We start from the raw sequence: 15,584 nt of genomic DNA, 5'->3' as shown, positions 1-15,584 counted from the left end.
CAGGTTCGCGCGATTCTTCTGTCTGAATTGATAAAAAATAACAATCAAGTATACCGAGTTATTCCCTGACAAAGTAGAGGTAATGTTGACTAATTAATCACCAGAAATGACTTTTAGCTAAGTTTTAGTCTATCGCTGTATATAAACAAGCTCATCGAAGGTGTTTTTAATATTTATCCATTGAGATTATCAGTGAAGCTGGATAGAATTCTTCCGTCTTTGGGGAGTAGCTTACCGATTAACTAATCTGTGTTATTCGGTTCGTTCGTCAACATAATTGGTGCTCAATCACCGTGGCGTTCGAGACTCAAAATCCATTTGAGTTTAGCAAGACCTTAGACAAACAGCACGAACCGGGGTGGGGCGTGGCGTTTGTCTATGGTTATCATAATCCCGCCCCAATGAGCCTGTCGTGAGTGTTTTAGCTATTTCAATGACTACTGTTGCTTTGGCCGAAATTGGGGATAAAACCCAATTACTGTCTTTGTTACTCGCTAGTCGATACCGAAAACCGATTCCTATTATTGTTGCTATTTTTTTGGCGACCATTGCTAACCATGCTTTAGCGGCATGGTTGGGTGTGGTGGTTGCAGATTATCTTGCTCCTGAACATTTAAAGTGGGTAGTGGTTGTGAGCTTCTTGCTCATGGCGGGGTGGGTATTGATTCCTGATAAATTGGATGATGATGAGAAAATTTCTAATCGAGGCCCATTTATTGCCAGCTTTATTGCTTTTTTTATTGCAGAAATTGGTGATAAAACCCAAATTGCCACTTCGATTTTAGGGGCTCAATACGCTGATGCCTTAACCTGGGTTGTGCTGGGTACAACGATTGGGATGTTACTGGCTAACGTGCCTGTGGTGGTGATTGGAAAATTGTCGGCCGATAAGATGCCATTAGGTTTGATTCGGAAAATAACAGCGGGGCTATTCTTTGCGTTAGCGATTGGAGCGGCTCTATTTTAAGTTCTAGATCACGCTCTACGTCAAAAGCGTGTGAGAGCGTGATGTCTGCCATATGCGTGTCATACGAGTCGTGCTAGGGTTATTAATATCTATTGCGAAAAGAGGGGCGCATTTATGCTAGCACGTTATATAGGAATGAGCGCCAAAAGTCAGAGTTACTTATTCTCTTTTGGTTTTGTATTAACTTTATTAGGAATGGCCTTAACAAATATGTGGTTGCCGATGGTGATTGGTGCCATTGTGATGGCTGGGTTGACTGTCGAAGCGTGGATCCGTGTCACTTATATTATTCCATTGCATGATGAGTTAAGAACCTTGCAGCAACAGATAAAAAAATTACAAGCCGATATTCGTTCAATCGAATATCAAGAATAGAATAAAGGCAGCGTAAAGCTGCCTTTTTCGTGTTAATCCATTCCCTTTTTGATCAAATATTGATACGGCAATGCTTCTGTTTGTGCTGCGAGCAGTTGGTGATCCATAAAGCGACAAAAACTAGGTATATCACGAGTTGTCGAAGGATCATCTGCGGTGATCAGCAATATTTCCCCTTCTTGCATATTTCGAATTGTCTTCCTGACCATCATCACGGGTTCTGGGCAGCGTAATCCTTGCGCTTCTAATGTGAGCGTAGCTAATTCAGGATCAAAATTCATGGTCGAGCCTAAGATATAGATATGACAATTAAGGGCTAGATAATACTGTTGAAGAAAAAATATTCAATCATCACTTGGCAAAGAGATCAAAATGGTATAATTTAATTAACAATTACGCAACATCGTAATTATACGACACTTAGCATTATTCCGACACTATCCCTAGTTTTCTTGGGCTTCCCCGCTGAAAGGCGGGATTTTTTTATCTTTCATTTATGAATAAAGAGGAGGCCAACAATGTTGGCCTCAAACGAACATTTATAGCTTAATCACAACGCGGCCGGTAATTTGTCCGTTTGTAATGGCTTCTGCGTATTGTGGTGCTTGCTCTAGGGTTATTTCATTACAGGCTTGCTCGAAATAACTGGAGGGTAAAAGTTTAGCAAGGCTTTCCCATGCAGCGATTCTTTTTTCTGTTGGACAAGATACAGAATCAACCCCTTGTAGGCGGACATTACGTAAGATAAATGGCATGACGGTTGTGGGTAAATCAAAGCCACCCGCTAAACCACAAGCAGCCACGGTGCTGTTGTAATCCATTTGCGCTAAGACTTTTGCCAAGACTTTACTACCAACGGTATCAATTGCGCCTGCCCAGATCTGTTTTTCTAATGGGCGAGCAGGTTGTTCGAATTCTGAACGATCGATAATGCGTTTGGCTCCGAGCTTTTCAAGTAGAGGTCCATTTTCTGCTACTCGCCCCGTCACTGCGGCAACACGGTAGCCTAAATTGGCTAATAGAGTGACAGCCACAGAACCAACACCACCACTAGCACCTGTAACAAGAATTTCTCCTTGTTCTGGCTTGATATCGGCATCGAGTAAGGCTTGTACGCAGAGCATAGCCGTAAAGCCTGCCGTTCCAATCATCATTGCCTGTTTGCTACTCAGGTTTTGAGTTAATGGAACCAACCAGTCTGCTTTTAGTCGAGCTTTTTGTGCCATGCCTCCCCAGTGATTTTCACCCACGCCCCACCCTGTGAGTACGACATGATCGCCGGCTTTATAACGAGTATCGTGAGATTCAAGCACGGTTCCCGCCAGATCGATTCCCGGTACCATAGGAAATTGACGAATGATTTTACCTTTACCTGTAATGGCTAAGCCGTCTTTGTAGTTGAGCGAGGAGTAGTCAACCGCGACTAACACCTCTCCTTCTGGTAATTGGGATTCATCCAGTTGTTCAACAGCGGCAAGGGTGTGTTTTTCTTGTTGGGTAAGGACTAAGGCATTAAACATTCCGATCTCCAAATTTGCATAGCAACGATAATTTGTCGCTAAGTGTAGTACTGAATAGCGGATGACTAAAATGAAACTTTAGCATTGGTACTATGCGCATCGCGCATTAGAGAAGAAAAAATGCCAGTCATTGACTGGCATTGAGTGAGTTAAGATAAGAAAAATTGATAGGAAGGATTATCCGTTTCATCTTTACACTGGTAGCCCAGTTCACGTAGATGGGCAGAAAAACGGGACAAATCATGTTCTTCCAGCTCAAAACCGCACAGGACTCGTCCGTAGTCTGCACCATGATTTCGATAATTAAATAGGCTTATATTCCAATGGGTGCCCAATGTGCTTAAAAACTTCAGCAATGCTCCCGGATACTCGGGGAATTCAAAGCTATAAAGCCTTTCTTTGAGTGGTTTGGATGGTTTTCCACCAATCATGTACCGTACGTGTAACTTCGCCATTTCATCATCGGATAAGTCAACCACTGGATAGCCGCTGCTACGTAATTCACTGATGATGGTGTCTAGCTCATCTTGCCCTCCGAGCAATCGAACCCCAACAAAAATATTAGCGAGTTGATCATCGTTATAACGATAGTTAAATTCCGTCACCGCTCGGTTACCAAGAATATGGCAGAATTCAAAAAAAGCCCCTTTACGCTCGGGAATTGTTACCGCAAGCAGCCCTTCGCGTTTTTCTCCGAGTTCACAGCGTTCAGAAACATAGCGTAAGCCATGGAAGTTCGTGTTTGCTCCTGAGAGAACGGTCGCTAATTGTTTTCCTTCGATATTATGTTTTTCAACAAATTTTTTCAGACCAGCTAACGCCAGCGCACCTGAAGGCTCTGCAATCGCTCGGGTATCTTCAAAAATATCTTTTACAGCCGAACAGATTTCATCACTGGATACGGTAATGTGATCATCAATATATTGCTGACATAAACGGAATGTTTCATCACCAATGCGTTTTACCGCAACCCCATCAGCAAACATACTGACTTGGTCTAGAACAACCGGTTCTCCAGCATCGAACGCTGCTTTTAAACAAGCAGAATCTTCGGGTTCAACCGCAATGACTTTCACTTCGGGCATTAACTGTTTGACTAGCACGGCAACGCCTGCCGCTAAACCGCCTCCACCCACTGGAACAAAGATATAGTCTAAGTGCCCATTTTGTTGCAACATTTCCATCCCCATGGTGCCTTGGCCAGCAATGACAAGTGGGTGATCGAAAGGGGGAACAAAGGTATAGCCGTGTTGTTCGGTTAATCGCTCAGCTTCCGCTTTGGCTTCATCAAAATTATTGCCATGTAAGACAACATGACCACCAAACCCGCGAACGGCTTCAACTTTGATATCTGGGGTTGTTTTGGGCATCACAATAGTGGGTTTGATTCCCAACCGGCTGCCAGAAAGTGCCATACCTTGAGCATGATTGCCCGCAGAGGCGGTGATCACTCCTGCTTGTTTCTGTTCTTCGGTTAAGTTGGCCACCATATTATAAGCGCCGCGTAGTTTAAACGAGTGGACGGGCTGGCGATCTTCTCGCTTTAACTGTACTCGGTTTTTGATACGAGCAGACAACCGAGGCATCTCTTGTAGTGGTGTGACGATGGCCACCTCATAAACCGGAGCTCGGAGGATTTGGCGCAGGTAATCTGCGCCCGTTTGCCTTGTTAAACTCATCCGGCTACCCCTCAAGCTTAGATTTATCGCGTACCGCCCCTTTATCTGCGCTGGTGGCCATACTTGCGTAAGCTTTCAGTGCAAAAGAGACCTCACGTTGGCGGCTTTCGGGTTTCCATCCTTGTTGATCTTGCTTCTCGCGCCGTTCTGCCAGTTCCGCTTCCGACACATTTAGGGTAATGGTTCGATTTGGTATATCGATAGCAATAATATCGCCGGTTTTGACTAAACCGATGGTACCACCATTGGCGGCTTCTGGAGAGGCGTGACCAATAGAAAGGCCCGATGTGCCGCCAGAAAAACGACCATCGGTGAGCAGCGCACACTCTTTGCCCAGTCCCATGGATTTTAGATAGGTGGTTGGATAGAGCATTTCTTGCATACCAGGGCCTCCTTTGGGGCCTTCGTAGCGGATCACCACCACATCGCCAGCTTTAACTTGACCACCGAGAATGCCTTCAACCGCCGTTTCTTGGCTTTCAAAAACAACGGCTGGACCAGTAAAGGTCAGAATACTTTCATCCACTCCAGCGGTTTTTACAATGCAGCCATCAAGGGCGATATTGCCTTTTAGTACTGCTAAGCCACCATCTTGGCTAAAGGCGTGAGCTTGGTTGCGAATACAGCCTTCGGTGCGATCATCATCTAAGCTTTCCCAGCGGCAATCTTGGGAAAAGGCTTGTGTGGTACGAATGCCGGCCGGTCCTGCGCGGTAGAATTCTTTTATCTGCTCGGAATGAGTTTGCATGATGTCATACTGAGCTAATTGCTCTTCGAGCGTTAAACCTAAGACGGTTTTGGTCTGCGCATTGAGTAGCCCTGCTCGATTTAATTCCCCCAGAATACCCATCACACCGCCAGCGCGATGCACATCTTCCATATGGTATTTTTGAGTAGAGGGGGCCACTTTACATAAGTGAGGGACTTGACGTGACATACGGTCGATATCGGTCATATCAAAATCGACTTCACCTTCTTGAGCGGCAGCCAGTAGATGTAGAACGGTATTGGTTGAACCGCCCATTGCAATGTCTAACGCCATGGCGTTTTCAAATGCAGCTTTGTTGGCAATATTACGTGGCAACGCCGATGAGTCATCTTGCTCGTAGTAACGTTTGGTCAGTTCTACAATGCGACGACCAGCGTTTAAGAACAGTTCTTGGCGATCTTTATGAGTCGCGAGGAGCGAACCATTCCCCGGTTGAGAAAGGCCAAGAGCTTCGGTTAAGCAGTTCATCGAGTTGGCGGTAAACATACCAGAACAAGAGCCACAAGTCGGGCAAGCGGAGCGTTCTATTTGCTCACTCTGTTCATCAGAAACTTTGGGATCAGCACCTTGAATCATGGCATCGACCAGATCCAATTTGATGATTTGATCAGAAAGCTTGGTTTTCCCTGCTTCCATTGGGCCGCCAGAGACAAAAATAACGGGGATATTCAGGCGTAGTGAGGCCATCAACATTCCCGGAGTAATTTTGTCACAGTTCGAAATGCACACCATAGCATCAGCGCAGTGTGCGTTAACCATGTATTCAACTGAGTCTGCAATGAGTTCCCGTGAAGGCAGTGAATAGAGCATACCGCCATGTCCCATAGCGATACCATCATCGACAGCAATAGTGTTGAATTCTTTGGCGATACCACCAGCGGCTTCAATTTCCCGAGCAACCAGTTGGCCGAGATCTTTGAGGTGTACGTGACCGGGAACAAATTGAGTAAAGGAGTTCACAACGGCAATGATCGGTTTTCCGAAATCTTCTTCTTTCACTCCTGTGGCGCGCCACAATGCGCGGGCACCAGCCATATTACGTCCATGAGTTGTGGTGGCGGATCTATATTTTGGCATTGTTTGTCGTCCTTTTACTTATCTTGTGGGTATACATAATCTAACCAGCCCCACTTATCTTCCGTGGTGCCATTGAATAGGCCAAAGTAGGCTTCCTGCATTGCTTTAGTGATTGGGCCGCGTTTACCCGCACCTACCGTGATTTTATCTACACTGCGTACTGGAACAATTTCAGCGGCTGTACCAGTCATGAAAATCTCGTCAGCAAGGTAAAGGGCTTCACGAGCGATGTTGACTTCACGAACTTCATACCCTTGTTCTTGAGCGAGCGTTATTATGGAATCACGGGTGATGCCGGGGAGAATGGAGCTGGTCGTTGGCGGAGTAAGAATAACCCCGTTTTTGATAACGAAAATATTTTCGCCGGCCCCTTCTGATAAGTAGCCATCCACACTTAATGCAATGCCTTCCGCATAGCCATGACGTCGCGCTTCACCACCAACCAGTAGAGAGGATAAGTAGTTCCCTCCGGCTTTTGCGGCCGTTGGAATGGTATTCGGCGCTGCACGATGCCAACTGGAGATCATCGCATCAACACCATTTTCTAGCGCTTCTTCACCGAGATAAGCGCCCCAAGGGAAAGCGGCGATGATCAGATCCATTTCTGTACCGTTAGGAGGGCAAACGCCTAGCCCGACATTCCCTACAAACGCTAATGGGCGAATATAAGCATTATCGAGTTTATTCATGCGGAGTGTTTCACGTGTCGCTTCCATGATCTCTTCTATTGAGTAAGGAATCGGGAAACGATAAATTTTTGCAGAATCGGCTAAACGCTGAGCATGCTCACGATGACGGAAAATGATCGGGCCTTTCGGAGTGTTATAACAGCGTACTCCTTCAAAAACAGAGGTACCATAGTGCATTGCATGAGTTAATACGTGAACCGTCGCATTTTCCCACGGCATCATTTCACCATTAAACCAAATATAATCTGCAGTTTTTGTTGCCATGTTTGCCTTCCTTAAGCACAAATTTTTTGTTGTAAATTGTTATTGGGCAATTCATTACTACTAATGGTGGTGACATCAACAGAACGAACATCCCATAATTTTTCAATTTGATTGGTCAACGTGGTGATTGGCCGATCGCTATCGACAATGATTTCTACGCTGGCGACATGGCTTGCGTGGTTTTGTGTTGCGGCCACTTGTTTAATGATAAATCCACGATGGCGAACCACACGCAGTACTCGCTCTAGCAATACGGGTTTATCATCGGCTTTGATATCCAGTAAGTATCTTTGCATGGTGAGTCTCCTAGGTGTTTTCTAACATATCGTTGTTGGACGCACCCGGTGGAACCAGTGGCCAGACATTTTCTTCTTCATCAATCAAAACATGTAATAAATAGGCAGTTTTGCTTGCGATCATCTCTTTAAGTGCGGGTTCAACTTCTTCTTTCTTGGTGATAGTTTTGCCCGGAATATCGAACGCTTGAGCCAGCATAACGAAATCAGGATTGTCATCTAAAATCGTTTCACTGTGTCGACCATCAAAAAAGAGGGATTGCCATTGACGTACCATACCTAATCGTTGGTTATTCAACAGCACCATTTTGACTGGGATCTGGCGGCGTTTGAGGGTTCCTAGCTCTTGCACATTCATCATAAAAGACCCATCGCCAGAAATAAGGATGGATTGATCGTCTGGGCGAGCGACCGATGCTCCCATGGCTGCGGGTAATCCAAATCCCATGGTGCCTAACCCTGCTGATGAGATGAAGTTTTGAGGCGCTCTGGGTTGAATATGTTGTGCTGCCCACATTTGGTGTTGACCCACATCGGTCGACACGATGGCAGAGTCAGGCATCATATCGGATAACTGTTTTAGGAGCAGAGGCGCATAAATGGCTTCTCCGGGATGGTCATACCGCCACTTAAACCCTTGACGTAGGCTTTCGCTATGATGCGCCCAAGGCGTGAGATCTTGGCTGGTTTTTAGCTGTGGCAGAATAACGTTAATATCACCGCGTAAGGCCGCATTAGCGCAGCGCAATTTATTAAATTCAGCGGCATCAATATCAATATGGATAACCTGAGCATGAGGGGCAAAGGTGTCTAGCTTTCCTGTCACTCGGTCATCGAATCTAGCCCCGACGACGATCAGAAGATCGCTCTCTTGAACCACTAAGTTCGCCGCTTTTGTGCCATGCATGCCAAGCATGCCCAGATAGTGTGGATCATGGCGTTCAATGGTTCCCAGTCCTTTTAAAGTACTCACGGAAGGCATGGGGTTTTGGCGTAAAAATTCGCGTACGGTCTCGGTCGCTTTTGCGAGTTGGACGCCTCCCCCAACATAAAGCACTGGGCGTTTTGACTGAGCCAGTAACTGCTGAGCTTTGCTCAATTGTTCCGGATCGACCTGTGGTATTTCGGGAGGAGTAAAATCGGGAAGGATAGAAACTGGCGCTTGACCAAGTTGAACATCTTTAGCGATATCAACGATAACCGGCCCAGGTCGTCCGGTTTTAGCCACTTCAAAAGCTTCGGCTAAAGTGGGTGCAAGCTCATTAATATCGGTAACGAGGTAGCTGTGTTTGGTACATGCCAGTGACATACCAATCACATCCATTTCTTGGAAAGCATCCGTGCCAATATGAGAACTGGCAACTTGGCCGGTGATGGCCACCAACGGAACGGAATCTAAAAAAGCATCGGCCAGTCCGGTAACGAGGTTGGTGGCTCCTGGGCCGGAGGTGGCCATACAAACGGCAACTTCTTGCGTTGATCTGGCCATTCCAATGGCCGCCATTGCAGCACCTTGTTCATGGCGGCATAGAATATGCTCGACCCCCCCATCATATAGCGCATCATAAATAGGCATGATGGCCCCCCCCGGATAACCAAAAACGGTTTTGATTCCCTGCTGTTTTAATGCGGCTACGACTAGTTGTGCTCCTGTCATCGTAAACCTCCCTGTCGGCAACCGATGTTGCTGTCATTGGTTATATTTTTTATGCACGTCATGTGCGGCTCCCCATTCTTCCTGTTATGTCATGTTCAAAAATAAAACGACATGGCTTTTTTATTCACAATAGTTGTAAAAAAACCCCCGGACTTTTCAGTGCGGGGGTTTTTTTGAATCTGTGTGTTATTTTGCGCCCACAAGCCCCCGCGCGGTCCGAATAATGACCACGATAAGCAGGCTAATCAGTGAGTTAAAGTGAGCGCTTAAATTCATCATATCTGTTCTATTTGTTGTCGTACTATGGTACGAAATTGTTTGCGTCTCTAGTGGTATCACACATCTCTGTTACATGACAAGCAAAAACTCATTCTTTTTTCACATTCTTGCATGGTTCTTAGCCGCTATATATCTTTCAGGGCCTGAGTTTTCTTTATCTGGCTTGTTGAATTTTTTATTGTGATATCTAAGGAAAGTGATGGGACTTGCGATTATCCATAGTCGAGCCAGTATTGGGGTTCAAGCGCCAGTGGTGACTGTTGAAGTTCATATCAGTAACGGCATGCCCGGATTCAATCTGGTTGGGTTGCCGGAAACTACGGTGAAAGAGTCTCGGGATCGAGTGCGTAGTGCCATCATTAATTCTCGCTTTGAATTTCCCGCCAAACGCATAACCGTAAATTTAGCACCTGCGGATCTACCCAAAGAAGGGGGGCGGTTTGATTTGCCGATCGCATTAGGTATTTTAGCCGCTTCAGAGCAATTACCACTTCTTCATCTTGAACGTTATGAATTTATTGGGGAACTGGCTTTATCCGGTGAAATTCGGCGGATAAAAGGGGTTTTACCCGCCGCTTTGGCCGCTCATAAAGCCAAACGCAGTTTAGTGGTACCACAAGATAATGGGGATCAGGCTGCACTAGTGAGCGAGGGGCAGCATAAATCCGCACAGACACTCCTTGAGGTTTGTGCGGATCTGTGTGGTCAGAAAACGTTGACGCTTTTTCAAAGTGATAAACAGCATCAACCGTTGAATCATCAGCGCGATCTACAAGATATTATTGGTCAGCAGCAAGGGAAGCGAGCATTAGAAATTGCGGCGGCAGGGAGTCATAACTTATTGTTTCTTGGCCCGCCTGGAACTGGAAAAACGATGTTAGCTTCGCGCTTGTGTGATTTATTACCCGAAATGAGCGATGAAGAGGCGATGGAAACCGCATCGGTTGCTTCGCTCACGGAGCAATATATTAACCAGCATAATTGGAAGTTGAGACCTTTTCGTTCTCCTCATCATTCTAGTTCGATGGCTGCACTAGTGGGTGGGGGGACGATTCCAAGGCCAGGAGAAATTTCTCTAGCACATAATGGTTTGCTTTTTTTAGATGAAAGGCATGAAATCCCAATAACAAAAAAAAGTCAAATCAACATTAACTTATTGAATAAAATCATTTTAATCAATTAATATTCTCTTTTTTTACTTTGACAATATTCACACTGACATCTACGTTAAATATTAGCTGTCAATCTATGGGGTTTGGTTGTGAATATAAAAACACTAAATGAGCTTTCTTTGTTAAATTCCGCACTGTCCGAGGAATACTCTAACTACCTAGTCTCTGCTGCTGAATCCTCAGTCTCAATAAGGTGCGTTCAGCCAGTGTTGAATGTTTATGCTGCTTACTGTTATTTGGTTGAAGAAGGCAACTACACGGCTTTTAAAATTTTGAATGACTCAAACTTGTTCAATGCGCACTTTTATTCGCTCATTGGGTTCGTTTATGGCATCGATGGCATCAATCTTAAACGTAAATACGTCCTATGCCACCACTTCAAAAAAATTTATAACCACATCGCACAAGATAAGCACTTAAGCTTGGATGAAATAAAGCTATCATCTGTCAAAGTTACAGAAGATGTTTTGAAGTGTACGGCACAATTTAGCAAGCTTAATATAGATAAAACAAAAGCTGATTACCTGAAAGGGTGGCAGGTGGTATCAAAAGAAAATCAATGCCTTGAGGTTCATCTTGATACACTCTATGTGAATTTTGGCGAGGATTTTACAAATAAAGTTCATCTAGCTCTAAAAAACTATGCCTCTAAACAAAAATCTTCATCTCTAAGTAATATTTTGAACGGCTTCAAACAGCTTTTTGTCGGTATGTCAGTCGTTTATGTCGAGCGGGATGGTATTACAATAGAAACCTACCTGAGTCGCAAGTGTGTTCAGCCCTTTTTTCATAAAGTGTTTAAAGTGCTTTTTGTGCGCTCTCAAGCGGCTCTGAACTGCCCTAATTACTTTCACAGTCGGTGGCGTAATATCATTAACTTTTATACAGACTGCTTTATCAATACTGGTGTCTTTGATGAGCCTCACAAGCCATTTATCGTTCCAGACTGGAAAGACCCCAAAAGTTCAGCACCTATTTTTTCAGTTGGTGGCAATGCGACACAGAAAGAAAGCAATCGATGGTTTTTCAATATCCCAAGTAGAATTAAAGATGAAGAAGCTGTTTTAGTTATTCAGCAACGTGTAGATCGAGACATGGCGCATATCAGGCATGTATGCCTTTTGAAGTTTAAGGAGCTTTTAGATCGAGAAATTAGGAATAAAGCCTTTAAAAAAAATGGCTCAGTTAAACCGCTGCAAAGTACTTTGGGGTTCAGTCAGTACTACAATATTGTTGGTGAAGATAATCTAAACAACACAGTTGCAACGTTTTACGCACACGGTATAGGAGCAAAGAAAAACTATCTGAAATATTTGGGTTTTTTCGGTAATGCTAAACAATTTAACAAAGAGTTAAACCTACCCAATAAATCAACGCTGAATGCTCTTTTGACATTACTTGTGATGGAACATCCTTTGATCACACCTTCTTGGCTAGCAAAGTGGGAACTATTTGATACGCATGGTAATGAGGTGGGCTATAAACAGGTTGGCAATCAGTATATAGCAGTAAGTTACAAATCACGCAAAGGAGTAATCAATGCGCAACAAGAGGTAGTGCTCAACGAGTTTTCTAAATCTATAGTAGAGTTCTTGATACAACATACCCACATAGCGCGTGAATACCTAAAGAATAAGGGGAATGTGGATTGGCGAAAAATGATTTTAACCGCTACCCACTCCAATGCGACTTGCCTAAAAGATCTTAATACTACTCTTCACACTGCTGATGATTTCTATGACTGGCTTCAAGATAAATCGCTCTTTGATAAGAGTTGCGATATTAGCCAAGCAGATGCACAAGCTATTTCTGACATCCATTCATTGCGATCGATTAGACGACACCGTGGTTTCCAGATTTATCTGGAAACACGCTCAATGGATGCGGTTGCCGAAGCGTTAGGTCATGAAAAGAAAAATACGAACTTACTGACATCATATCTTCCTAAGCCACTCATGGACTTCTTTAATAGGCGTTGGGTACGTCAGTTCCAGAGCGCTATTTTGCTTGAAGCAATGAAAGAGTCAGTGCATCGATTTGATGCTATTAACATGAGCGCAGACGACATTGATGAATTCCTAAAAAATCATGGTATCAGTAATATTCCTGAACATCTTGATCATGGTTTTGTCCAACAGAATACCACTGATAATGAACCCCCTGACTCTTTAGAGTTCGACCAGTTGACCTATACTATTTCCACTTCTCTTTTGCAGCTACTAATGGTGATACGCCTTATTGTAGAGAGTTGTGATGAAGAGTGTTCTTTTTTAGATGTTGTTTCCCACTGGTATCAGTCTGCGGTGTTTATCTTAGATACCTTAAATTCAGGTAACCATAGTGCTGATGCTGTTCTAATGGAAATGCTCGATATTGCAGCCAGTAATAAGCTTGATGCCGATTCAATTAAAGGAGCGCTGCTATGCTAAGTGTCGTTATCGACAATTCCTCCATTGCTAGTCTCATTGAAAGCATTGTGCGAGACAACTCGATGCTTGATGGCCTAAGTTCTGATGCACTTGAACATATTGTAAATTATTCAGTCGCTAATGATGACTATCGAGCATTAGATATTATTACCCATATCCACACGGGTATATATGGTTATGATGAAAGACAACCTGAGTGGTTAGAGTCCAGTTTTCCTGAAAATAAATGGGTATTAAGATTTGGCAAAACCCCAAAAACGATACATTGGGACACTATTTACTTGGATGATGGAAAGAAACTAACTGACACAAAGCATCAGAAGTTATTAAACAGTTTTAAATACTGGATTACAGCTGTAGATAACCCGCTTGAAAACGGTGGAAAGATGATTGGTCCAGTAATGGCTAATCAAAAGGCTAACAGAGTTATCTCCCTAATCAATGCTATCTTACTGCACTCGAAGGAATTAAAGCTTGCGAAATATCACCTTCAAAATGTGAATGATGACTTTTGGTTGAATATATTGATGCAACTCGCTGAGCATGGAAGTTTTCATGGGGTGTACGAGCTTGATAAACGTACCAAGGCATTACTGGACAATGCTTGTCATGGTGTTTCTGATACAGATGCTCAAAAGATTAAAGAAAAATACCCCTATATTTCACAAGATGTTGTTCAAGATGAGGCTATCTTATTTTTAACTGCGAGAGATAAGGCGTGCACTTGGCTTTTCAAGCAAGGTTATTATCAAAAGAGCGAGGGTATTCATTATGATGGCAATTCTGCTGTACTCCGTAAGCTGTTATTTGAGGGTAGGATACTTTATCACGACATCAATTTCCCCAACTATCCAGAACTTCGACTCAAAGAGTCAAGACAAAACACAGAGTATCGAGCTGTTGAGAATAAAGACTCATCTACAGGCACGAATCAGAAACATATCTCAGTATACATTGAAAATATTAGATTAATTCATACCAACCTTGAGCGTGAAGATGCTGCAAGTCCCTCTATTCTGTCCGAGCGTGTCAGTGCTAGCAGCATTAGTCAGTTAGTCCGTTTAAAAAAAATGGGGCGAACACGCACCTTGCCGCCTAAGTTTGTGTTTAATTTGATTCGTCAATGCTATGAGTTTGCCAAAGAGCACCTACCTAGAGATGAAAGCTCGGTTACCTTGCTCGACGAAGTGCTCACCATGCTTGCTAAGGCAAGAAGCAAGTCTACTGAGAAGCACTCCAACCCCTACCGTCCACACTCAGATAGCTCTGCTTGGGATGAAAAATTGCATCGAGGCATGTCTAGCTCGATGCGGGGTTACTGGTTTCAAACGGAGGCTATCAGTTGCCTGAGTGACGAATATCGAAGAAAAGGTATAAAACAGGTTCAATGGTTCGTAACAGGCACTGAAAATCGCTTTGAACGGATAAGAGCTAATGAAAGCCTATTTGAGTTGTTCTCAGTGCTGCAAGGCTCTTTACAGATCTTGGTGGGAGCTATTATGGCACGACGACAAGATGAGTTAGTCAAATTGAAGTCACATGGCAATTTATATCCCAACGTAGACCCTTTTTCAAAAGAAGGAGCAAAGACTGAGTACAATTTAATATTTAAGGTAAAGAAAACAGGCTCAAAGGGTGTAAATGCCACAATAGAAAGACCAATACCTTTATCTATCGCTAGATTCATTTGGCAACTTGAACAATTTAATATCAAAGCCAGTGAATTGAATTTGGTCTATGGAAAGTTATCGCTGTTTAACAACTTAAATTCACTCCGAAGCCATCTAAATCCAGTACAATCTACAACCTATAATGCACATCTCGATGCTTTATGTGATTACGTCGAAACTGATTTGGTGAAGTATGAAAACAGTGAATACCGTCGCAATTACGTTCGTCAGCACCAACTAAGACGCTTCTTTGCGATGGCATTCTTCTGGTCTAAAGGGTTTGATGGCATGGATACCCTACGCTGGATGCTTGGGCACTCTGATATGGAGCATTTATATAATTACATCTCTGAATCAGAGACAGGAGCGGTACTTAACGGAGCTAAAGCGAGCGTGATTGTTCGTGGTGTAGTCGACTCTACCTCTGAGCTTGCCAAGCTCGAAGGAGTGGAAGAGGTTCGTAAAATTATTGCAGAGCGACTGACTGGTGATAGCTCAACGCCGATTACTATAGAGTCGGTGAGCGAGGCAGTAGAAGATTACGCGGATGAGTCTTATTTAACTATCCCTCACATTAGCCAGCTTCAAAAAGAACAGGATATTGAAACAGAGGTAATCCATCTTTTAGAAGAAGGGCGAATCACGCTTGAACCAGAGTTTTTTACCATCGAGGATGTTGATGGAAATACAACTCAAACCTTTAATCTAATTTTAAAAATCAAAGACCTTGATTAAGGATTG

At 43.8% G+C, this 15,584-nt stretch carries 11 protein-coding genes, 1 pseudogene and 1 riboswitch; of the genes and pseudogenes, 5 read left to right on the top strand and 7 right to left on the bottom strand.

Features of this window, described 5'->3' with window-relative positions; all coding sequences use genetic code 11:
* Positions 1 to 209: 209 nt before the first annotated feature.
* A riboswitch (yybP-ykoY riboswitch) is annotated at positions 210 to 326 on the top strand.
* 86 nt (positions 327 to 412) lie between these two features.
* Together EXA13_RS14525 and EXA13_RS14520 are read left to right on the top strand one after the other, a co-directional pair.
* Positions 413 to 967 (top strand): TMEM165/GDT1 family protein, encoded by a 555-nt coding sequence (locus tag EXA13_RS14525; RefSeq protein WP_238133803.1) that lies wholly within the window; start codon positions 413 to 415, stop codon positions 965 to 967.
* Between the two features lie 114 nt (positions 968 to 1,081).
* Positions 1,082 to 1,342: a hypothetical protein gene (locus EXA13_RS14520; RefSeq protein ID WP_238133802.1), complete on the top strand. Its 261-nt coding sequence runs from the start codon at positions 1,082 to 1,084 to the stop codon at positions 1,340 to 1,342.
* A 32-nt stretch (positions 1,343 to 1,374) separates the two neighbouring features.
* Here the strand turns inward: EXA13_RS14520 and tusA are convergent, their stop codons facing one another.
* The 7 genes from tusA to ilvG all read right to left on the bottom strand — a co-directional run bounded on the left by tusA (position 1,375) and on the right by ilvG (position 9,293).
* Complete coding sequence (gene tusA / locus EXA13_RS14515) at positions 1,375 to 1,623, bottom strand: sulfurtransferase TusA (protein ID WP_238133801.1); 249 nt, start codon at positions 1,621 to 1,623, stop codon at positions 1,375 to 1,377.
* Between the two features lie 258 nt (positions 1,624 to 1,881).
* The gene (locus tag EXA13_RS14510) at positions 1,882 to 2,862 is read right to left on the bottom strand and encodes an MDR family oxidoreductase (RefSeq protein ID WP_238133800.1); all 981 of its coding nucleotides are present in this window, start codon (positions 2,860 to 2,862) and stop codon (positions 1,882 to 1,884) included.
* A gap of 149 nt (positions 2,863 to 3,011) precedes the next feature.
* Entirely contained in the window at positions 3,012 to 4,541 is a 1,530-nt protein-coding gene (ilvA, locus tag EXA13_RS14505) for a threonine ammonia-lyase, biosynthetic (protein ID WP_238133799.1), read from the bottom strand.
* Between the two features lie 4 nt (positions 4,542 to 4,545).
* Positions 4,546 to 6,387: a dihydroxy-acid dehydratase gene (ilvD, locus tag EXA13_RS14500; protein ID WP_238133798.1), complete on the bottom strand. Its 1,842-nt coding sequence runs from the start codon at positions 6,385 to 6,387 to the stop codon at positions 4,546 to 4,548.
* Between the two features lie 14 nt (positions 6,388 to 6,401).
* Positions 6,402 to 7,340 carry a branched-chain-amino-acid transaminase gene (gene ilvE / locus EXA13_RS14495; protein ID WP_238133797.1) on the bottom strand — a complete coding sequence of 313 codons (939 nt, stop codon included), beginning with the start codon at positions 7,338 to 7,340 and terminating at the stop codon, positions 6,402 to 6,404.
* Between the two features lie 11 nt (positions 7,341 to 7,351).
* On the bottom strand, positions 7,352 to 7,636 hold the full coding sequence (gene ilvM / locus EXA13_RS14490) for an acetolactate synthase 2 small subunit (RefSeq protein WP_238133796.1): 285 nt from the start codon (positions 7,634 to 7,636) through the stop codon (positions 7,352 to 7,354).
* 10 nt (positions 7,637 to 7,646) lie between these two features.
* Positions 7,647 to 9,293, bottom strand: coding sequence for an acetolactate synthase 2 catalytic subunit (gene ilvG, locus EXA13_RS14485; protein ID WP_238133795.1), 1,647 nt, complete (start codon positions 9,291 to 9,293; stop codon positions 7,647 to 7,649).
* Between the two features lie 478 nt (positions 9,294 to 9,771).
* On the opposite strand from ilvG, the pseudogene EXA13_RS14480 reads away from it, so the two are divergent.
* From EXA13_RS14480 to EXA13_RS14470, 3 genes and pseudogenes are all read left to right on the top strand, one after another.
* A pseudogene (locus EXA13_RS14480) lies at positions 9,772 to 10,689 on the top strand (YifB family Mg chelatase-like AAA ATPase); the annotation flags it as partial.
* Between the two features lie 144 nt (positions 10,690 to 10,833).
* Positions 10,834 to 13,173, top strand: a complete 2,340-nt coding sequence (locus EXA13_RS14475; RefSeq protein WP_158141284.1) for a hypothetical protein — start codon at positions 10,834 to 10,836, stop codon at positions 13,171 to 13,173.
* Complete coding sequence (locus tag EXA13_RS14470; RefSeq protein ID WP_158141283.1) at positions 13,167 to 15,578, top strand: integrase; 2,412 nt, start codon at positions 13,167 to 13,169, stop codon at positions 15,576 to 15,578. Before EXA13_RS14475 ends, EXA13_RS14470 begins: the two co-directional genes overlap by 7 nt.
* Positions 15,579 to 15,584: the final 6 nt, after the last annotated feature.

Origin of the sequence: Vibrio cincinnatiensis (genome assembly GCF_022113815.1) — a bacterium.
GTDB classification, from domain to species: Bacteria; Pseudomonadota; Gammaproteobacteria; order Enterobacterales; family Vibrionaceae; genus Vibrio; species Vibrio cincinnatiensis_A.
The sequence above is the reverse complement of the archived record's forward strand: the minus strand, read 5'-3'. Positions and strand labels throughout refer to the sequence as shown.